This is a genomic window from Aristaeella hokkaidonensis, from assembly GCF_018128945.1.
In the GTDB taxonomy this organism is placed as follows: Bacteria; Bacillota; Clostridia; order Christensenellales; family Aristaeellaceae; genus Aristaeella; species Aristaeella hokkaidonensis.
In genome coordinates this window covers 959,285-978,230 of the sequence record NZ_CP068393.1, presented here as the reverse complement: position 1 = coordinate 978,230, position 18,946 = coordinate 959,285, and the positions used below count along the sequence as shown (strand labels likewise).

The following is an 18,946-nucleotide window of genomic DNA, read 5'->3' as shown; positions in this document are numbered from 1 at the left end:
ATCAGACTTCCTCCTTACGTGACCGGATTAAAGCTTCCCTGTTTTTACGGATTTCAGCAGCCATACCGCATGTCTTTTCGCCCTCAGGACATTTTCCCCGGATACACGCAGGTCCGGCATCCGTAAACAACGCAGGGGCAATATCAAAGCATATCCTGAACATTTCTTCTGCCATTTTTCTGATTTCCCATTGTGCTCTGTTGCACATTCTCAATGAGAAGAAATGCCTCAGTTCGCGGACATTCATTGTCACTACCAGCCTGGTTTCACATGCGTTGGGAAGCACAAAACGGGCATCTTCATTGGATTTTTCGCCTTTTCCAAGCTTTTTCTGCCATTCAACATACCAGGATTCTATTGTGTCCATCTGCTTCTGGTACTGTTGTACCGCATCTTCACCCAGTGCTGCAATACTGTCGGGCATGATAAACCCAAATCCGTTTTCATAGGAAACATATCGCTGACTCTGAACAGAGAAACTGGCAATACGATGTCTTGTCAACTGTGCAAGAAGAACCCGGCTGACTCCTTCAACACCAAAGGAAAACGTGACATGTTCCAGCACGGATTCATGACCCATCCCCATGAGCTTTTCGATAAATGCAGATTGATCTTTCTGAGATATTTTTTCTTTCAGATCTTCTATTGTTGATTTTGAGTAGCATAGTTTTGCACTCAGCGCAATCGTTTCTTCCGGTGAAAGCGTGTGACGGAGAAGGATTACTTTCAGTTTCTTCTGTTCAGCCATTTTCACTCACCTCTTCTATAATAGTTACGAGCCTGCTGATCCTGTCATTCTGTCCTGTCAGATACAGATATCCGAACAATGCTTCAAATCCGGTTGATGCAGCATATTCATCAGGATCCTGATTTCGCGGAGCTGAATGTTTTGCATGAGCATTTCTTCCTCTTCTGACAATCTCTGTTTCCGTTTCGTTCAGTTCATCCTGTATTTTCTGCAGAATCACAGCTTGTGAATGCGCATTCACAAGGCTGACGCATTCTTTATGCATATGATGTACGTTGTATCTTTTCATGATCAGCTTATATCTTACAATCAGTTCCCATACTGAATCTCCAATATAGGCAAGCTGCAGCGCATTCAGCTGGAGCGCTTCCTGCTGTTTCATCCCTTTTCCGAACCGAAGACTCAAATGACTGACCTCCAAGAAAAATTCATAATATTATATCATACTCTTTGTTTATAATAAATATGATCCAATCCTGCAAATTTCATAAAAAAGATACTTGACAGCCGCAAAATAATGTGTATAATAACGTTTGTTGTCCGGGCACCATTAGCTCAGTTGGTAGAGCACCTGACTCTTAATCAGGGTGTCTAGGGTTCGAGTCCCTAATGGTGTACAGAGCTGGAAGCATTAAGCTTCCAGCTTTTCATTTTGCCTGTTTTCAACAAACAACAGCGGTCTGCATTAATTCTGCAGACCGCTGTCAATTTCAGTTGTGATCAGGCCTGAGCGGGAGCTCCCACAGGGCAGGTCTCAGCACAAGCACCGCATTCAATGCAGGTGTCAGGATTGATCTCGTATTTGCCGTCACCCTCGCTGATAGCGGATACGGGACATTCAGCAGCACAAGCGCCGCAGCTGATGCATTCATCAGAAATTTTGTAAGCCATAAAACTAACCTCCTCTTATTTGTCCGCGCAGTCATGCGTGAAACTATAAAAAGTATATCATCGAACAAATTGAAAATCAATATATCATTTGTCATGACTGATAGCCTGCATTGCTTTCTGCAAAGCGTCGGCCCAAGGACTTCTGGTACTACTTGTTTCCGGAGAATTCGGTGTTTCTTTTGCCTCGTTATGATCAGGCTGAGCCTGTGCCTCTTCTCTGTTTTTTTGTTCATGACTGCGGTTCGGGTTTTCCCTTCTCACCGGCTGTCCGAGCACAGGTTTACGCGCTTTCCTGTTGTTCTTTTCTTCGTTGGTTATATTGCTGTCTGTTCCATGCTGAATTGTTTTTTCATCTGTTTCTGATTCTTCGGATTTCACCGTCAAATCGTCCTGTGCATTCTTTCCGGCAAAACCATCATAAACCGGATCTGTCTTTTCTTCACCGTTGTTTTTCCTTGCCTGTTCCTGGTTTGTGTTTCCGTCTGAAGGCTTTGTAATGTTTTCAAGCGGATATTCTTTAATCTCGCTAGTATCACCGTTTGTCAGACGTACAAATACCGTTTCCTTGACGATATTGAGATCCGTTACTGGTCCTGTACCATCCGGAGTGATAACTTCCCTGCCGATTTTCGGCATCTTCTTTCTGGTCATTTCATAATGTTCCTGTTCGTATTTCAGGCAGCACATGAGGCGACCGCACACACCGCTTATCTTTGTCGGGTTCAGAGACAGGTTCTGCTCTTTTGCCATTTTTATGGAAACCGGCTGAAACTGATCAAGAAATGATCCACAGCATATTGGTCTTCCACAGGGGCCAAGGCCTCCCAGCATTTTAGCCTCGTCTCTGACGCCGATCTGCCTCAGTTCAATTCTCATTTTAAATACTGAAGCAAGATCCTTTACCAAAGACCTGAAATCAACTCTTCCGTTTGCTGTAAAAAAGAACAGAATCTTGCTGTTGTCGAAAGCATATTCAACAGATACAAGCTTCATTTCCAGTTTATGCTCGGCGATTTTTTTCTGGCAGATACCAAAGGCTTCTTTTTCCTTCACACGGTTTTCCTGTCCATGTTTTATATCCTGTTCATCTGCAATTCTGATTACCTTTTTCAGTGGAGTATGCCAGTTTTCCTCGTCTACTTCCCGTGAGCCCATAACCACTTCCCCCAGATCATTGCCCCGGGCAGTATCAACAATAACATAATCTCCTGTTTTTACTTCAGTTTCGGAAGAATCAAAATAGTACATTTTTCCGTTTTCCTGAAACTGTACTCCGATTATTCTGCCCATAAATCACATTCTCCTATAAGTGTTAAAAGTAATTGTTCTATAACTGCCTGAAAATTGACATTGCTCGCATTCTGCTTTCTGGCACATGCTATGGCATCTGTGAGAAGAGTAAACCTTTCAAGCGGGGCTTTCTCTGCAAAACGCTGCCATTCTTTTGAATAATCTTCAGGATAATCTTTCCCGTCATGAAAAAGCCGATATTTCAGCAACTGCCGGACAATATCCTCAAGAATATCAAAAAGCTGATCAGACGAACCCTTCCTGTCTTTCCAGGATGTTGATATATTGAGAACCTCGCTTCGTTTTCTGTTTCCGAAGAACGCCTTCACTATTTCATCTTTCAGCTTCCAGTATGAATCATCAGATGAAAGCCTGATTGCGTTTCCGATTGAACCGCCGGAAACCCTGGCCGCCTTTTCGGCTATTTCCTGTTCGACTCCGGATGAAACAATGACTTCCGTTATATATTTTTCATCCCAGGGGATGAGTTTGATATTCCGGCATCTGCTCCGTACGGTCGTCAGGATCTGTTCTGGATGGCTTGTTGTCATCAGAAAAAAAGTGTTTTGGGGCGGTTCTTCCAGAATCTTCAGCAAACTGTTCTGCGCCTGCGGCGTCATGTTTTCAGCATCAGGAATCATTACAACCCTGTTGCCTCCACCGTAGGCATATCTGCTGCACAATCTGATCATTTCACGGATATCTTCCACAGGAATAGTCGTCCTGCCTTTTTGTACATCCGGTGAGATGGGATTGCCCTTTTCGATGACTGTTATATCCGGATGCTCTCCTGCCAGCGTCAGCCTGCAGCCGTCACATTGACCGCATGGTTTCTCCCTGTCAGATGAACACATCAGGGATCTTGCAATCAGTCCGGCGAGTGTTCGTTTTCCAGCACCAGGCTGCCCGGTAATCAGTACAGCATGAACAAGCCGATGCTCTGTAATCTGTTTTTTCAGAGCATCTATTTCAGGTCCCTGCAGACGAAAATCTTCAAATGACAACATCGGCATCCCTGCTTTTAGACTTTCAGGAACTGATCTACAGTCAGGACAAACATCGTCGCTCCCCCGACAGTGACTTCAATCGGATAGGATGAATACTCATTCTGTGAAATACCGCCGGACACTGACGGCGAAACTGTGGAAATCTGTTTCCTGCTTTTGCATACAGATTCAACAATGTTCACAGCTTCATCAATCCTGTTGTCATCCACGCCGAGCAGCAAAGTGGTGTTTCCCGCCTTCAGGAATCCGCCTGTGGTTGCCAGTTTGGTCACGCCAAATCCCTGCTGCATTAAAACGGACAGAAGCTTTGATGCGTCCTCATCCTGAACAATAGCGATGATAAGCTTCATAGACATTCTTCTCCTTCCGCATTTAACTTTAAAATTATACGCTACATCATATTCAAAATCAAGTTTATCCCTTTATATTCATATGTTCAGCCCATGACAGCGATGACATCCTCCATTATCACAGCAACCGCATTCTTTACATCATCAGGGAAAAAGGATAAACTGATGAATCGGGAGGAATCAGTATGAGTCATCTATTTCATTGTTATGCCAGCGCCGCTTTCGGTATGGAAGGACTTGTTTCAAGGGAACTGAAAAATAACGGACTGCACGATGTTGAGGCCGAAAACGGTTTCGTCCTTTTTTCCGCATCCGGTGAAGAACTATTCCTTGCCAATATGAAACTTCATTTCAGCGACAGATTGTTTATTATTCTGACCGCCGGAGAATGCAAAAGCTTTGAAGATCTTTTTCAGCTTGTTTCTTCTGTCCGCTGGACTGATTATTTCTCCCCGGATAATTTTATCGACATATCCTGCAAATGTACCAGAAGCCGGTTAATGAGCCAGCGTGACTGTCAGTCAATAACCAAAAAGGCAATCATAGAAAACGTGAAAAAAGCAACCGGGCAAAAAACTTTTCCCGAATCTGGTTCTGCCCTTTCAGTCCATGTCTCCGTAAGAAACGATCTGGTCAGGATCCTCCTGAACACCTCAGGAGAAGCGCTCTCCCGTCGGGGATATCGTACCTGGAACGGTGAAGCTCCTCTTCGTGAAACGCTGGCTGCAGCTCTCGTGGAGCTGAGCGGATGGAGGCCGGGGCAGCCTCTTCATGATCCCTGCTGCGGAACAGGGACAATTCTGATTGAAGCAGCACTTCAATCCGGCAGGATCGCCCCAGGAATCAACAGACAGTTCGCCATGGAAAATTACAAATGCTTCCGGTTCCTTTGTTTCTCATCTCTTCGTGCTTCCCTGAAAGCAATGGAATCAAGAGAATGCATTTCCGGCATCAGCGGTTCGGATCTCGATCCTGAAGCGCTTGAACTTGCAAAAAGACATATTGCTCAGGCCGGTCTGGGCAGTAATGCAATCCATCTGGAACATCTTCCGCTCCAGGAATTAAATCTTGAAACGGAAAATGGTGTTTTTATCTGTAATCCGCCATACGGCGAACGACTCAGCGACCAGGCCGGCTGCCGTAAACTCTATCATGATCTTTTCCTGCTGAAGAAGCGTCATCCATCCTGGAAACTCTGTGCGATTTCATCAGACCCTGCTTTTGAAAGAAGCTTTGGCAAAAAGGCAGACCGAAAACGTCGTTTATATAACGGACGTCTTGAATGCGTATATTACATCTACAACTGACCTGGAATACGGATATACGTCCTTCCTATGGATTCGTCAGTGGAGTCATTCCTGATATGTCTGATAAACAGGTCTATATCCTTCTGTGTTTGAACAGCTTGCGGACAATACGTATTCATATCCGTTTCCTGATTTCCATAGGGATAAACAGGGATAACCGTTACAGGAGCGTTTTCCCCTCCTGTCGTAAAATCAAACTGTATCCTTACCAGCATGGAAAAATAGGCTTTGGGTTTTCTGGATGTACTTCCGTCTATGATTGTTCCTGCATTATATATAACCGGTACGCCTCTGATATATTCAATTCCCTGTGACTGTCCGTATTGATTGAAAATGACGAAATCAGCTCCGAAGAGAACACATCTGTTTGCCATAGCTTCCTGGATAATGGAATGATTCTGGTCTTTATCTTCTTTTCGGCTAACCGTAAATACGATTTTTTCACAATGCATTTCTTTCAGCTGCATGATTCGATCGCTGATGACATTCACATCAGCCAGATACTCACTTTCACTGCATCCGGCAAATCCGATAATATGCCCTTTCAGCCTGACTGCCAGAGGCTGGGAACGTTCCATGATTTCAGAGTATCCTGCTGCTTCTTCCCGGGTGTTATTGAAAAGATCATCCCGTTGATATAAAACATCATCAGTAAGCGTAATCAGTTCAATGGATGCATTTCTGAATAATTCACCGGTTCCTTTCGGACCGTATTGAACATTTTTCATTTCCGGTGCGATTTCCACGTTTCCTTCAAGGATACCGCCCAGATCTGCGCAAGTCAGATCATCCTCCGATAATAAAGGCAATAATTCCGAGAGAGGATCCTGATATCCTGCTTTTTTTGTATAGGAAACGAAACTCTCTTTTCTTGCATTGAAATTCCTGTTCCCTCCCGGAATAATTTTACCGCAAAAAGTAATTTTAACCTTATCGTCCGTTACGTCGTCCTGTTCATCTTCTGTAACAGGTATCGTATGCTGGTATTCGCTGTTATTATCTCGTTTCAGCCTGTTATTGGCCGCTTTTCTTTCTTCCGGATCATCCAGGATAATAACACGCGTATGATATGGAAGATGTGTAAACAGCCAGTATGCATTTAATCCGCCGTCTCCGGGATCAGGCTGTATTCGTATACAGGCATGGGAAGCTTTTGCACCCAGATATCCACGCCCAAGAGTAAAGTCTTTTTTACTTTTCCCCCAGTCATAAGGTGTCTGATGAAGCAGATTGCCTCCGTCATACTGAATAACATAATCATATTTTTTTCCGTTTGTTGAAAAGTTCACCCTGTGATATCCTGTCAGGAAACAGCCTGCAGAAGTTTCCTGGTAAAGACTGTTTCTTTCGGCTCTGCCGGTGGATACAAAGAGTGTATCAATGATTTTTCCCTGATGAAATATGCTCATTGTTTGTTTTTGTTTATCTACAAGCAAACCGTATTCTTCAGCAGGTTCTTCTGTTTTGAGCTTTTGAAGCGGAACCCACCCTTCCACATATTCTCCCTCTTCATGATTCCACGCGCCTATAAACGCCCAGGCGCCGTCAATCTTAATCACCCGGACTCCCTGCGTCTGCCCGTGAAGTGTTCCAAGCGATTTGCTTTTCTCATCCTGTTTTTCATAAACATCCTGATGCTTAAAGGAATCAATATTGATGACAACTGACGGCCTCATCATCATATTCCAGATCTCTTCTTCAGACATATTGCGATCCGGCATGATTTCACCGGTTTCTGAAATGGAAGTATTCTCGGGCTTCTTCTCAGAAACAGTGAGTAAGTACTCATATGTTTCTTCAGGCTTGGACACTTCATAGATTTTCAGAGTATATTGACCTGGTTCAGGTTTCTTTTTCTTTGAAATATCGCTGAAATCCTGTCTGTTGATTCTGCCTCCGGTTGTGGAAAGTTTATAGCTATATGACGCTTCACTCTGTCCTTCTCCTGTCAATGTCAGCATGACCGTACCGTTTTTAACTGTTCTGTACTCAACAAACCAGGTTTCCGGTGCGTCCAGATACAGTGTTTTCGATGAAGGCAGAGCATACTGCAGGCATTGACCCGGATATTCGACCGGCGACAGAAATGAAGTGGTATGTGTTTGTCCGGAATCCGTTTGAAATACAGCTGTAATGGTATATGTTTTATCATATAATTTTTCTTTATTATATGCACATCCATCCCATTCCACTGTCGTTTCACCGGCACTGACCCGCTGATTCAGTTCTCTGTATACACAAACATCATCATGAATCCGAATCGTCAGATATCCGTTTTCCTCAGCGTATACGCGAAAAAAATTGTCCTCATACGAATGGATATTCCCCACACGCTTTATATCAAATGGGTTTCCGGAGCATGCACTGTTCCATACGCTGCAAAAAAAGATCACAGTACAGATAAATGTCGTTAACCGTTTTATTTTCTTCCTGAAATGCATTCTACTGCTCCTTTCACCAGACACAGATATTCTACTTCCTAATTCTTTCATCCGCAAGTTTTTCCGTATATCTTGACAAAGCGGTAACACGGCTTTATAATTTCGATGTTTGTTCGCGGTCGTGGCGGAATCGGCATACGCGCACGTTTGAGGGGCGTGTCCGGCAACGGGTACGGGTTCAAGTCCCGTCGACCGCACACACAGATCCTGATGAATGTCAGGATCTGTTTTTATATAAAAATACCGGTCTGTATGACCGGTATTTTTCAGTGGAGATGAGGGGAGTTGAACCCCTGTCCGAAAGCACTTCAGAAAGACTTTCTCCGAGCGCATTCCGTGGTTATGATTCCCCTGAATGACATCCGCGGAAAAACGCCATCCAAGGTAGCTTCATTTTTGCGGATACCGCTGCAAAGCTTAGGCGGTATTCGTTCCCTGCATTAATGACGCCGGTTGTCTGATCTGCAGGCGGTCAGAGCCGACGCGCGGCATTAAGCCGCGAAAGCGTAATTGCTATTGTCAGTTATTGTTTTTCCCCGTTGATACGCAGTACAGGGTCTGCGGCTCGCTTATCCTTCCTCTGTTACCCCCGTCGAAACCGGATCATCCCCGGATATGAACGGAATTCAATAGCAATTATTTCTGTCTTTGCCTCATAGCGCGTTGTATTTCTCTCTCTGAGTCTTTTTTAGCCATACTGTCCCTCTTGTCGTGAAGCTGTTTGCCTTTGCACAGTCCGAGAAGAAGCTTCACCCGTCCGTTCAGGAGATACATTTCAAGGGGAATCAACGTATATCCCTGCCGCATAACCTGACCTTCAAGTTTACGGATTTCACTGCGATGAAGGAGCAGCTTCCTGGGTCTCATCGGATCCTTATTGAAGATATTGCCCTGTTCATATGGACTGATATGCATTCCTTCAACCCATATTTCACCTTTTCGGATCTGAGCCCAGCTTTCCTTCAGATTGATTCTTCCCTGCCGGATACTTTTAACCTCTGTTCCGAAAAGCGCTATGCCGCATTCGATCTTCTCCTCAACAAAATAATCATGAAAAGCTTTGCGGTTCTGAGCAATCGTTTTGATTCCTTGCTGGTGCGGCATTACATCTTCCTCCCTCAAAAAAGTATAACACGTACGTATTCCCTTTTCAATCGTGTATTTGTCTGATATAATCACGCAATGGGAGGGATGGAAATGAAAGACCTGCATGAAATCGCTGCAAGTGCGAGAAGTGCTTTTTACCAGATATCCGTATCATCAGCAGACCAGCGAAACACTGTGCTGTCAGCACTTGCCCGTTTGCTTACACAGAATAAAGATTCTATTTTTGCTGCCAACCAGACTGACCTCGATGCCGCAGCAGCTGAAGATCTTGCCGCACCGCTTCTTCATCGCCTGACCTTTGGTGAAGAAAAGCTTGATCAGGTCGTTCGGGGTCTTCATGCGCTTGCAGATCTTCCGGATCCTCTGAACAAAACGCTTTCTGCTACTGAAATTACTGAAGGGCTGAAACTTTACCGTGTATCTTCTCCAATTGGTGTAATCGGTGTCATATTTGAAAGCCGGCCTGATGCACTGATCCAGATTTCATCTCTTTGTATCAAAAGCGGGAATGCAGTCCTCCTGAAAGGCGGACGTGAAGCGCTGCATACGAATCAGGTTTTATGCGATCTTGTCAGTCAGGCACTGGAAGATTCCGGTTTTTCCGCATCCACTGTACAGCTTCTCGAAACCCGTGAGGATGTTGCTCAGATGCTGAAAGAGGATACACTGATTGATCTGATTATCCCCCGCGGCAGCAACAGCTTTGTCCGATATATTATGGATAACAGCCGTATTCCTGTTCTGGGTCATTCTGACGGTATATGCCATGTTTATGTCGACAGTGATGCTGATCCTGAAACTGCCTGCCGGATTGTTACCGACAGCAAAACCCAGTATGTATCCGTCTGCAATGCTCTTGAAACCCTTCTGGTTCACGTGGATATTGCTCCGGTATTCCTTCCCGAACTGTATCGCAGCCTTACAGAAAAAAATGTAGAGATCCGCGGTGATGAACAAACCGCGAAAATTATCCCCTGTGTTCCTGCCACCGATAAGGACTGGTCATCTGAATATCTTGATTATATCCTTTCCATAAAAATCGTTTCATCCCTGAACGACGCAATCGAGCATATCAACAGGTATGGTTCACATCATACGGACTGTATTGTCACCAACAATTCTGAAAATGCCTCTGTTTTTATGAACACCGTGGACAGTGCCGGGGTTTACTGGAATGTATCCACACGATTTGCAGATGGTTTTGTTTATGGACTCGGTGCTGAGGTCGGTATTGCAACCGGAAAGCTTCATGCCCGCGGACCCATGGGACTTGAAGGATTAACGACCTATAAATATAAATTGATCGGTTCCGGTCAGACCATGGAAGAAATGAAATCCGGCAAAAGGCAGTATACTCATATCCCCCTTCAGGAAAACTGTCCCCTTTGATCATTGAAAGGTAGGCTTTTTATGCGGCTTCAGAAATATCTTGCGTCCTGCGGCGTTGCATCCAGACGGAATGCTGAGCAGATGATCCTTGACGGGCGCGTTTCTGTAAACGGTGAAATTGTCAGAGTACTCGGCACACAGGTGGACGAACAGTCCGACACTGTTCAGGTGGACGGCTCCATTGTCATGCCGGAAACTGAAAAGCACTACCTGGCGTATAACAAACCCGTCGGTGAAGTAACCACTGTCTCTGATCCGGAAGGCCGGGCAACAGTGATGGACCGTTTCCTCGACTATCCTGTACGCCTGTTTCCTGTCGGCAGACTGGATTATGACAGTGAAGGTCTTCTTCTTCTTACAAATGACGGAGATTTGATGAACAAGGTGCTTCACCCCAGTTTCGAAATTCAGAAATCATATCTTACCAAAGTTTCCAACAATGTATCAGATCAGGAAATCAGAACACTTCGAAAGGGTGTTATCATTGACGGGAAACTGACCTCTCCCGCCGAAGTCAGGCTTATCCGCCATGATACATTTTCCACCGATCTTCTGATTACAATCCATGAAGGCCGAAACCGTCAGGTTCGTAAGATGATTGATGCTATCGGTCATCAGGTGGTCCGCCTGAAAAGAGTACGTTTCGGGCCTGTTCTGCTTGGAGATCTTCCTTCGGGCATGTGGCGTAAACTGACAGATGAAGAAATTAAGAAACTCAGACCTTGACAAAACTCAAAATGACGCTATAATTTATCGACGTGAGCATTCGCTGACGCGGAGAGTTGGCTGAGTGGTCTAAGGCGCACGACTGGAAATCGTGTGTGGGGTGATACCTCACCCAGGGTTCAAATCCCTGACTCTCCGCCAAACAGTGCAGATTGATATCTGCACTGTTTTTTTGCCGGTATTCAGTTCGTAAAGATCTGTTTTGAAAAAGCTTTTCATGCAGAAGGAAAAATGGTAAAATAAAATGATTTTTATGAGGAGGATCGGTCATGAGAATCATCGTTATCGGTGCTGGCAAAGTAGGTTATACTTTGGCCGAACACCTGATTGCCGAAGAGCATGACGTTATTATCATCGATAAAGATGATGAAGTGATTGAAAGGTGCAGCGGTTCCCTTGACGCATTGTGTATTAAAGGAAATGGAGCCAATGCAAAAGTTCTGCTTGATGCAGGCGTTGATAAGGCAAATATTGTGATTGCTTCCACCGAAAGCGATGAAAGCAACATGCTTGCCTGCCTGATTTCAAAGCGTCTTGGTGCGAATTACACCATCGCAAGAATTCGCGATCCCGAATTCAACGAAAGCCAGATGCTTCTTCAGAATGAACTGGGTATCGATGTGGCGATCAATCCGGAACGAGCCACTGCTCTTGAAATCAGCCGGCTTCTTCGTTATCCGTTTGCAGGCAGTATAGAATCCTTTGCCAAGGGTCTGGTGGAAATGGTGGAATTCCGCGCCCAGGAAGAGGATTGCTTTATCGGTATTCCCATGAGGGATCTTTCCGGTAAGATTCCCAGGCTTCCACGTATCCTTTACGCAATGGTTGAAAGAAACAATACCGTTATGATTCCCGGTGGCGACTTTAAGATTATGCCCGGGGACAAGGTATTTGTTTCCGGTGATATGATGACCATTACGGAGTATTTCCGTTTTCTCGGCAGGAACAAGCACAAAGTACGCAGTGTGATGCTTCTCGGCGGCGGCAGAATATCCTATTATCTTTCCCGGCTGATTGTTCCTATGGGAATACATGTTACACTGTTCGAAATCAATCCTGTCAAAGCCCGTTCTCTCAGCGAGCAGCTTCCAAAGGTTGATGTTATTGTCGGCGACGGTACGGATCAGGATCTTCTGGAGGAACAGGGTTTGTCCCAGATGGACGCCTTTGTTTCACTCAGCAACCGCGATGAGGAAAATCTGATTTCAGGTATGCACGCTTCACGTTCCGGTGTCCCGAAGGTCATTGCCAAAAACAGTCGTCTTGCTTATCAGGAAATTCTGAACGATCTTGGTCTGGATTCCGTTATAAGTCCTCAGTTCATTACAAGTTCCACTATTTTAAGATATGTACGCGCACGAGAAAACAGTAACGGAACAAAAATTGAAAGACTTTACCGTCTTGTCGGCGGAAAAGCAGAAGCAATTGAATTTATTGCAAGAAAAGGCGATTCCTATATCGGTATTCCGCTTAAAAAGCTCACCATGAAAACAGGTTCTCTTGTCTCCATTATTGTACATCAGGGAAAAATAATTGTGCCCTTTGGTAATGACCATATTGAAGAAAATGATCATGTGGTTATCATTTCAGTTGAATCCGGTATTTCGGATCTGAATGAGGTGCTCTACAAATGAACCGTAAACTGATCATACGAATGCTGGGAGCTTTGCTTCTGATAGAAGCCGCAGCCATGCTGCCCTCCCTTGTTGTTGCTTTTGTTTACGGCGAAGGTGACGCTCCGTCCTTGTTATACAGTATACTGATTAATCTGCTGGCCGGCTGTGCCATGAGTTTTATTCCCGGAAAAGACCAGAATTCTCATCTTCGGCTGAAGGAAGGATTTATCATTACTGCCCTGGGCTGGATCCTGCTGGGTATTTTTGGATCCGTTCCTTTTATGCTTTCCGGTACTCTTCCGCGTTTCGAAGAAGCTTTTTTTGAAACAGTATCCGGTCTGACCACCACGGGCGCAAGTGTTTTCACCCAATATACATTTGATCATGCCTGCCGCGGTATACTTTTCTGGCGCGCAACGACGCACTGGATTGGCGGAATGGGTGTACTTGTACTGACACTGGCCCTTCTGCCTAAACTGACCGGCCGTACTTCCCATCTTGTCAAAGCAGAAAGCCCCGGGCCCTCTTTGAGCAAACTTGTCCCCAAAACCGGTGCGACAGCTAAAATTCTGTATAAAATTTATATTCTTTTATCTCTGATAGAATTTGTCACGCTTCTGTTATGCGGGCTTTCTCCTTATGATTCAGCAGTACATACAATGGCAACAGCCGGCACCGGAGGATTCAGCAGATACGGTGACAGTATCGCACATTACAACAGTGTTCCGGTTGAAATTGCCATCACAGTCTTCATGTTTATGTTTGGCGTGAATTTTGCTCTGTATTACAAGTTCCTGATTGGCGAAAGACTGAAGGCTTTTCTGCACGACGAGGAATTCCGCTGGTATTTCGTTTTTGCAGTTGTTTTTATTATTCTGGTTACTGTACTGAATCTGGACTTCTATAAAGGCGATTTCCTTACTTCCCTGCGTTATGGATCCTTCCAGATCAGTTCAATCATGTCCACTACGGGATTCGTAACCTTTGATTTCAACAAATGGCCGGCAGCCTCCCATATTATTATTGTCATTGCGATGCTGATCGGTTCCTGCGCCGGATCAACAGCCGGCGGAATAAAAGTCATCAGGATTATCGTACTGAGCAAGCTTTCACGCAGAAATATCCGTGCGACGGGCCAGCCAAAAAAAATGGACGTAATACGGATTGACGGCAAATCCGTTGATGAACATCTGCTTTCTCAGATTGCCCAGTTTGCCTTTATGTATATTGTTCTTATCCTGGTTGGCGGTTTTATTATGTCTCTTGGCAGCAGCTACGATATCACAACCAATCTTTCTGCTTCCCTGACATGCGTTAGCAATGTGGGTCCCGGCCTCGGTTCTGTTGGCCCTGTTGAAAACTATGCAGGTTACGGTGTGCACGCCAAACTGACCGCATCTTTCCTGATGCTCTTTGGCCGGTTGGAGCTGCTTCCTCTTTTCATTCTTTTCACTCGTTCTGCATGGCATAAATACTGATTTGTTTCCACCAGTAAACCATCATTCCAGTTCCTGATTCCTGTACGTCTCAGGAAGAAAAGTGCAATCAGAATTCAGTTCTGTATCTGTGAGGATAGTTCAATGAAATCGGATATCATTATTGTTTCAATCGGACAGGGCGATCCTGATTTACTGAACCTAAAAACAATCCATACGCTTCGTGAATCAAATCGTCTCCTTCTGCGGACCGGCAGACATCCGATAAGCGGCTGGCTTGAATCCAACGGCATTGTTTATCAGACCCTGGACTGTTTTTATGAGAATGCTGATGATTTTGATAAGTTAAACAGCATGATTGCTGATCATATTTTTCAGGAAGCATCCAAAGGCCAGGTCGTTTATGCCGTTCCAGACAGCCTGATGGACAGCACTGTCAAAACGCTTTTCCGGAACAAGCCTGATCATATTCATATCAATGTAATACCAGGGGTCAGTGCTTTTGATCTTCATCTTTCTGCTTCGCTTCAATATCTCGGGAATTCTTTCGTTCAGGCTGTATCAGCGTATGACCTGCTTTCTTCTTTTTCCTATGATCCGGGGAATTCTTTACTGATCACAGAACTGGACAATGTTATTCTCGCAGGGCAGATCAAAATTGCTCTTTCCAATCTTCTTGAAGATGAACATATTGTTTATCTTCTCAGGGAAGACAGTGATCCTTTACCCTTACCTCTTTACATGCTTGACCGTCAGCAGCATTTCAATCACTTTTCTGCCTTACTGGTACCGGATTCCGATTATATGCATCGTGAAAAATATGTTCTTCGTGATCTGGCAGAAATTACGGACCTGCTGCGCTCCCCGGAAGGCTGCCCCTGGGACCAGCAGCAGACTCATCAGTCTCTGCGTTCTTTCCTGATAGAAGAAGCCTGGGAATGTGTTGCTGCCATTGATGACGATGATTACCTTCATCTCGGTGAGGAACTTGGTGATCTCCTCTTCCAGATCATTTTTCACGCTTCCATTGGGAATGATTTTGATGAGTTTACATTGAATGACGTTATTTCATCCATCTGTGCCAAAATGATCCGCAGACATCCGCATGTTTTCTCTGATGCGGATCTTCATGATACAGAAAGTATCTCAGCTGCCTGGGAGCAGATCAAGCGTTCTGAAACCGGTCATCATGTACTTTCACAAAATCTCGATGACGTATCCGTTTCCCTTCCAGCTCTGAAATATACTGCCAAAATACTTAAAAAAGCCTGTCATAACAGCGCTGCCTCTGAATCTTCCTTTGAAATCATATCTGCAATCAGAGAACTCCTGGACAGATTCAGCAGTGACTCCGTTCCTGAAGATCTGACCGGTTTATGCGGTAATTTGCTTGTTCTGTGCTGCTTTCTTTGCTTTCATTCCAATATAGACTCTGAAGTCATTCTTCATCAGGCAGCGGATCGTCTGAAGTGCCGTCTCCGCAATGCGGAAAGCCTCGTCATGAAGGACGGAAAATCCTTTGAACGCTTGACTTTCAGTGAACTATGTGTATACTTAAAGCATGTTGAAGGCGAAATTGAATAATTCCGGTCTTTGGCATATTTATATTTTTTTATGCAACCTGCATAAAGACAAGGAGGAGATTACCTGTGAACAAGAGTGAACTGATCAATGCGCTGGCCGAAAAAACATCATTCTCCAAGAAAGATGCCGAAAAAGCTCTGAATGCTTTCGTTGAAACAATCAACGGCGCTCTGGCTAAGGGTGAGAAAGTTCAGCTGATTGGCTTCGGAACCTTCGACGTGAAAAAGCGTCCTGCCCGTACCGCCCGTAATCCGCGTACCGGTGCCGAAATCAAGATTGCCGCATCCAAGGCGCCTTCTTTCAAAGCAGGCAAGGCTCTGAAGGACAAGGTTAACGCAAAGAAAAAGGCCAAGAAATAATGATTCGTTTCTGCCCGCAGGAACACTGTTTCCTGCGGGCTTTGTTTTGTGAGGATTATATGAGAATTGACAAATACCTTAAAGTCTCCCGCATTATTAAGCGACGTACTGTTGCAAGTGAAGCCTGCAGCGGCGGACGTGTCATGATCAATCAACGGATTGCAAAACCGTCTTCAGCTGTCAAGCCCGGTGATATAATCAGTATTCGTTTCGGAGAACACACTGGGCATTACGAAATCCTTTCTGTACTGGATACCGTCAGTAAAGACCTCGCCTCTGAAATGTATAAAGTACTGGATGAGGATGCTTTCCTGTCAGCGGAGCGTAATAAATCATGAAAAAACATGTCATTTTGCTTGCCGGCGGTAAAGGTACAAGGATGAATGCCGCTGTTAATAAGGTGCTTCTTGATTTATGCGGCAAACCGGTTATTCTTAGAAGCGCTGAAGCATTTTCTTCCCTGGCTGATGATATGATTATCGTTTGCCGTGAGGATGACCGTCCTGAGATTGAAAGCATATTCAGCCGTTCTTCTCTTCCCTTTCCTGTTTATTTCACTTCCGGCGGCAATACCCGGCAGAAATCTGTTTTAAACGGTATACGCATGCTTTCCGCCATGGATAACGATGTCATCCTGATTCATGACGCAGCCAGATGTCTGGTTAATCACGCCCTTATCAGCCGGGTTATTGAATCTGTCCTGGATTTTGGAACCGGTATCCCGGGTATTCCGGCTACCAGTACTTTCAAAATCTGTAACGATGAGCATTATGTCATGCATACTCCTGAACGTTCAAGTCTTTATGAAATACAAACTCCTCAAGGATTTGCTGCAGGAATATTCATCCCGGCTGCTTTGAAAGCAGCTAAGGACGGCATTGATTGCACTGATGATGCGGGTATTCTGGAGCATTACCATATGCCGGTTCATATTGTTCCCGGCTCATCACAGAATATAAAACTGACCGAACCAGAAGATCTGTCCAGAGCTTCAGCTATTCTGAAAGGAGATGCGGCAAATATGCGTATCGGAATGGGTTATGATGTCCATCGTCTGACCGACGGCAGGAAACTCATCCTGTGCGGTGTTGAAGTTCCATACTCACAGGGGCTTCTTGGCCACAGTGACGCAGATGTTGCTCTTCATGCGCTTATGGATGCCATGCTCGGTGCCTGTGCACTTGGTGACATTGGAAAACATTTCCCTGATACAAGTGATTTGTATAAAGATATCTCTTCAGTTTTTCTTCTCAAAGAAACAAACAGGATTATCGGCGAAGCCGGATACAAGGTATCCAATACAGATATAACAATAGTCGCCCAGAAACCCAAGCTTCTGCCCTTCATTCCACAAATGGCTGAAGTCGTTGCGAACACACTGTGTATCCCTCTTAATGCTGTTAACATTAAGGCAACCACCACAGAAAAACTTGGATTCGAAGGACGTATGGAAGGAATATCGGCTTATGCTGTATGTGCAGTTACAGGCAGAACTGAAAACAACTGAATTTACTGATTAAATAACATCTGATAGAGTAATTTCTGGCTGTGAACAGGGAGCATTGGTATGGTTTCCGCAAGGAAAAGACTTAAACCGGACATAAACTCAATACGGTATACATTGTTGTCCGATATATTATGATCATCCAGTACCTTCCTTGGATCAGAAGTGATCTCTGCCGGTTGTGCATCATCTTTTATTGCTGACAAAATGATATTTTCACTTTTGCTGTCCTTGAGGAATATATCCGCAACCAGTTTTTCAGACGAAATACTGCCTGTCGCGGACAGAATTTTATCTGCTTTTTCATTTTCACAGTCATAGGTAATGCTGCATTGCAAATCACCCGCAGTCAGGCAAAAATGCTCACAAATAATCAGATCTTTCTGAGACACATTTTCATAATAAGGACTGTTTCCGCAGTACATCCGGGTCAGAAGGGCAAATTCGCCTTGATCAAATTGTGCATATATATCCCGGAAATAGTAGCGGTTGTTTTTCCTGTGTGTGATCAGGACTCTCTTTTCATTCTCTTTTATATTATCAAGTGACAGGGTCAGGATCACCTGATCCTGTTTGAATAAATCAAATGTAACATACCTGCCGCTGTCATAACTTTTCATTCTGACCAGTGGATTATACTCTTCCGCCAGCGTCTCAGTAAAACAGGTAAAACATTCTAAAAGCATATCACAGATTTCTGTATTGACATCCTTTTCTTTTCCGGACGCATTATCATTATTATAATGATTTTTGATGAATTGCGTAAAATCCGAAAGCATATACTCTGTTGTGCATACACTTGAGGCTTTCCCAAAAAGTGTTCCGGTATATACACCTTCTGATAATTCTATATAACGTGTATTCATCCACGCCCGACATATCATTTCAATCCGTTCTGAAAAATGATCAATCATTTCCGGTGTGATGCCGAAAAGAATACTGATTGTATTATATATATCCTGACATTCATCGGAATCCTGAATAATATAGTCAGGTGTCAGCGAAGATGTGATCAGAGTGGTTTTTTCATCATAATGGAAAAAGTCAAACAGAACAGTATTTTTTTTGTTGTCTTTTTCAGACAAAACTGTTCCCTGTATTCCGATGTGTGTATCGCCAATTGCTGTTGAACAGATACAGCTTATTATGATAATCAGAATACAGATTCTCTTTTTCATGAATATCCTCTAC

General features: G+C 44.4%; 17 protein-coding genes, 3 tRNA genes, 1 other RNA gene and 1 pseudogene. 12 read left to right on the top strand and 10 right to left on the bottom strand.

Annotated elements, in window-relative coordinates; all coding sequences use genetic code 11:
• Position 1 precedes the first annotated feature (1 nt).
• Together thyX and JYE49_RS04530 are read right to left on the bottom strand one after the other, a co-directional pair.
• Complete coding sequence (gene thyX, locus JYE49_RS04535) at positions 2 to 748, bottom strand: FAD-dependent thymidylate synthase (protein WP_093956271.1); 747 nt, start codon at positions 746 to 748, stop codon at positions 2 to 4.
• Complete coding sequence (locus JYE49_RS04530; protein WP_093956270.1) at positions 741 to 1,130, bottom strand: Mini-ribonuclease 3; 390 nt, start codon at positions 1,128 to 1,130, stop codon at positions 741 to 743. Before JYE49_RS04530 ends, thyX begins: the two co-directional genes overlap by 8 nt.
• 162 nt (positions 1,131 to 1,292) lie before the next feature.
• Between JYE49_RS04530 and JYE49_RS04525 the strand changes: the two genes are divergently transcribed.
• Positions 1,293 to 1,365: transfer RNA gene (locus JYE49_RS04525), tRNA-Lys, on the top strand.
• Between the two features lie 103 nt (positions 1,366 to 1,468).
• On the opposite strand, the gene fdxA is transcribed toward JYE49_RS04525, so the two are convergent.
• The 4 genes and pseudogenes from fdxA to darA all read right to left on the bottom strand — a co-directional run bounded on the left by fdxA (position 1,469) and on the right by darA (position 4,286).
• Complete coding sequence (gene fdxA / locus JYE49_RS04520) at positions 1,469 to 1,639, bottom strand: 4Fe-4S ferredoxin (protein ID WP_093956269.1); 171 nt, start codon at positions 1,637 to 1,639, stop codon at positions 1,469 to 1,471.
• A gap of 495 nt (positions 1,640 to 2,134) precedes the next feature.
• Positions 2,135 to 2,929 (bottom strand): annotated as a pseudogene (locus JYE49_RS04515) (PSP1 domain-containing protein); the annotation flags it as partial.
• Entirely contained in the window at positions 2,917 to 3,936 is a 1,020-nt protein-coding gene (gene holB / locus JYE49_RS04510; RefSeq protein WP_179217217.1) for a DNA polymerase III subunit delta', read from the bottom strand. The pseudogene JYE49_RS04515 and the gene holB, both read right to left, overlap by 13 nt.
• A gap of 14 nt (positions 3,937 to 3,950) precedes the next feature.
• Positions 3,951 to 4,286: a cyclic di-AMP receptor DarA gene (gene darA / locus JYE49_RS04505; protein ID WP_093956266.1), complete on the bottom strand. Its 336-nt coding sequence runs from the start codon at positions 4,284 to 4,286 to the stop codon at positions 3,951 to 3,953.
• A 185-nt stretch (positions 4,287 to 4,471) separates the two neighbouring features.
• On the opposite strand from darA, the gene JYE49_RS04500 reads away from it, so the two are divergent.
• Positions 4,472 to 5,593: a THUMP domain-containing class I SAM-dependent RNA methyltransferase gene (locus tag JYE49_RS04500; RefSeq protein WP_093956265.1), complete on the top strand. Its 1,122-nt coding sequence runs from the start codon at positions 4,472 to 4,474 to the stop codon at positions 5,591 to 5,593.
• Here the strand turns inward: JYE49_RS04500 and JYE49_RS04495 are convergent.
• Positions 5,584 to 8,034 carry a L,D-transpeptidase family protein gene (locus JYE49_RS04495; protein WP_304583307.1) on the bottom strand — a complete coding sequence of 817 codons (2,451 nt, stop codon included), beginning with the start codon at positions 8,032 to 8,034 and terminating at the stop codon, positions 5,584 to 5,586. The two genes, JYE49_RS04500 and JYE49_RS04495, sit on opposite strands and share 10 nt — an antisense overlap.
• A gap of 115 nt (positions 8,035 to 8,149) precedes the next feature.
• Between JYE49_RS04495 and JYE49_RS04490 the strand changes: the two genes are divergently transcribed.
• Positions 8,150 to 8,231: transfer RNA gene (locus JYE49_RS04490), tRNA-Leu, on the top strand.
• Between the two features lie 70 nt (positions 8,232 to 8,301).
• Here the strand turns inward: JYE49_RS04490 and ssrA are convergent.
• Positions 8,302 to 8,645: a transfer-messenger RNA gene (gene ssrA / locus JYE49_RS04485) on the bottom strand.
• A gap of 25 nt (positions 8,646 to 8,670) precedes the next feature.
• Positions 8,671 to 9,138, bottom strand: coding sequence for an SsrA-binding protein SmpB (smpB, locus tag JYE49_RS04480; RefSeq protein WP_093956263.1), 468 nt, complete (start codon positions 9,136 to 9,138; stop codon positions 8,671 to 8,673).
• Between the two features lie 93 nt (positions 9,139 to 9,231).
• Between smpB and JYE49_RS04475 the strand changes: the two genes are divergently transcribed.
• From JYE49_RS04475 to ispF, 9 genes are all read left to right on the top strand, one after another.
• Complete coding sequence (locus JYE49_RS04475) at positions 9,232 to 10,530, top strand: glutamate-5-semialdehyde dehydrogenase (protein ID WP_283399304.1); 1,299 nt, start codon at positions 9,232 to 9,234, stop codon at positions 10,528 to 10,530.
• Between the two features lie 21 nt (positions 10,531 to 10,551).
• Positions 10,552 to 11,256: a pseudouridine synthase gene (locus JYE49_RS04470; RefSeq protein WP_093956261.1), complete on the top strand. Its 705-nt coding sequence runs from the start codon at positions 10,552 to 10,554 to the stop codon at positions 11,254 to 11,256.
• 50 nt (positions 11,257 to 11,306) lie between these two features.
• Positions 11,307 to 11,397: transfer RNA gene (locus JYE49_RS04465), tRNA-Ser, on the top strand.
• A gap of 128 nt (positions 11,398 to 11,525) precedes the next feature.
• On the top strand, positions 11,526 to 12,890 hold the full coding sequence (gene trkA / locus JYE49_RS04460; protein ID WP_093956260.1) for a Trk system potassium transporter TrkA: 1,365 nt from the start codon (positions 11,526 to 11,528) through the stop codon (positions 12,888 to 12,890).
• The gene (locus JYE49_RS04455; protein WP_093956259.1) at positions 12,887 to 14,350 is read left to right on the top strand and encodes a TrkH family potassium uptake protein; all 1,464 of its coding nucleotides are present in this window, start codon (positions 12,887 to 12,889) and stop codon (positions 14,348 to 14,350) included. The genes trkA and JYE49_RS04455 overlap by 4 nt, the downstream gene beginning before the upstream one ends.
• 102 nt (positions 14,351 to 14,452) lie before the next feature.
• Complete coding sequence (locus tag JYE49_RS04450) at positions 14,453 to 15,892, top strand: MazG family protein (RefSeq protein ID WP_093956258.1); 1,440 nt, start codon at positions 14,453 to 14,455, stop codon at positions 15,890 to 15,892.
• Between the two features lie 65 nt (positions 15,893 to 15,957).
• Positions 15,958 to 16,251: a non-specific DNA-binding protein Hbs gene (hbs, locus tag JYE49_RS04445; RefSeq protein ID WP_093956257.1), complete on the top strand. Its 294-nt coding sequence runs from the start codon at positions 15,958 to 15,960 to the stop codon at positions 16,249 to 16,251.
• Between the two features lie 59 nt (positions 16,252 to 16,310).
• Positions 16,311 to 16,589 (top strand): RNA-binding S4 domain-containing protein, encoded by a 279-nt coding sequence (locus tag JYE49_RS04440; RefSeq protein WP_093956489.1) that lies wholly within the window; start codon positions 16,311 to 16,313, stop codon positions 16,587 to 16,589.
• On the top strand, positions 16,586 to 17,758 hold the full coding sequence (gene ispF / locus JYE49_RS04435) for a 2-C-methyl-D-erythritol 2,4-cyclodiphosphate synthase (protein ID WP_093956256.1): 1,173 nt from the start codon (positions 16,586 to 16,588) through the stop codon (positions 17,756 to 17,758). Before JYE49_RS04440 ends, ispF begins: the two co-directional genes overlap by 4 nt.
• Positions 17,759 to 17,760: 2 nt before the next feature.
• Here ispF and JYE49_RS04430 read toward each other — a convergent pair whose 3' ends face one another.
• Positions 17,761 to 18,933, bottom strand: a complete 1,173-nt coding sequence (locus JYE49_RS04430; protein WP_093956255.1) for a hypothetical protein — start codon at positions 18,931 to 18,933, stop codon at positions 17,761 to 17,763.
• Between the last annotated feature and the right edge of the window lie 13 nt (positions 18,934 to 18,946).

Coding starts and splice junctions, on each gene's coding strand:
- thyX (WP_093956271.1), bottom strand. CDS start 748: ATGGCTGAACAGAAGAAACTGAAAGTAATCCTTCTCCGTCACACGCTT.
- JYE49_RS04530 (WP_093956270.1), bottom strand. CDS start 1,130: ATGAAACAGCAGGAAGCGCTCCAGCTGAATGCGCTGCAGCTTGCCTAT.
- fdxA (WP_093956269.1), bottom strand. CDS start 1,639: ATGGCTTACAAAATTTCTGATGAATGCATCAGCTGCGGCGCTTGTGCT.
- holB (WP_179217217.1), bottom strand. CDS start 3,936: ATGTTGTCATTTGAAGATTTTCGTCTGCAGGGACCTGAAATAGATGCT.
- darA (WP_093956266.1), bottom strand. CDS start 4,286: ATGAAGCTTATCATCGCTATTGTTCAGGATGAGGACGCATCAAAGCTT.
- JYE49_RS04500 (WP_093956265.1), top strand. CDS start 4,472: ATGAGTCATCTATTTCATTGTTATGCCAGCGCCGCTTTCGGTATGGAA.
- JYE49_RS04495 (WP_304583307.1), bottom strand. CDS start 8,034: ATGCATTTCAGGAAGAAAATAAAACGGTTAACGACATTTATCTGTACT.
- smpB (WP_093956263.1), bottom strand. CDS start 9,138: ATGCCGCACCAGCAAGGAATCAAAACGATTGCTCAGAACCGCAAAGCT.
- JYE49_RS04475 (WP_283399304.1), top strand. CDS start 9,232: ATGAAAGACCTGCATGAAATCGCTGCAAGTGCGAGAAGTGCTTTTTAC.
- JYE49_RS04470 (WP_093956261.1), top strand. CDS start 10,552: ATGCGGCTTCAGAAATATCTTGCGTCCTGCGGCGTTGCATCCAGACGG.
- trkA (WP_093956260.1), top strand. CDS start 11,526: ATGAGAATCATCGTTATCGGTGCTGGCAAAGTAGGTTATACTTTGGCC.
- JYE49_RS04455 (WP_093956259.1), top strand. CDS start 12,887: ATGAACCGTAAACTGATCATACGAATGCTGGGAGCTTTGCTTCTGATA.
- JYE49_RS04450 (WP_093956258.1), top strand. CDS start 14,453: ATGAAATCGGATATCATTATTGTTTCAATCGGACAGGGCGATCCTGAT.
- JYE49_RS04440 (WP_093956489.1), top strand. CDS start 16,311: ATGAGAATTGACAAATACCTTAAAGTCTCCCGCATTATTAAGCGACGT.
- ispF (WP_093956256.1), top strand. CDS start 16,586: ATGAAAAAACATGTCATTTTGCTTGCCGGCGGTAAAGGTACAAGGATG.
- JYE49_RS04430 (WP_093956255.1), bottom strand. CDS start 18,933: ATGAAAAAGAGAATCTGTATTCTGATTATCATAATAAGCTGTATCTGT.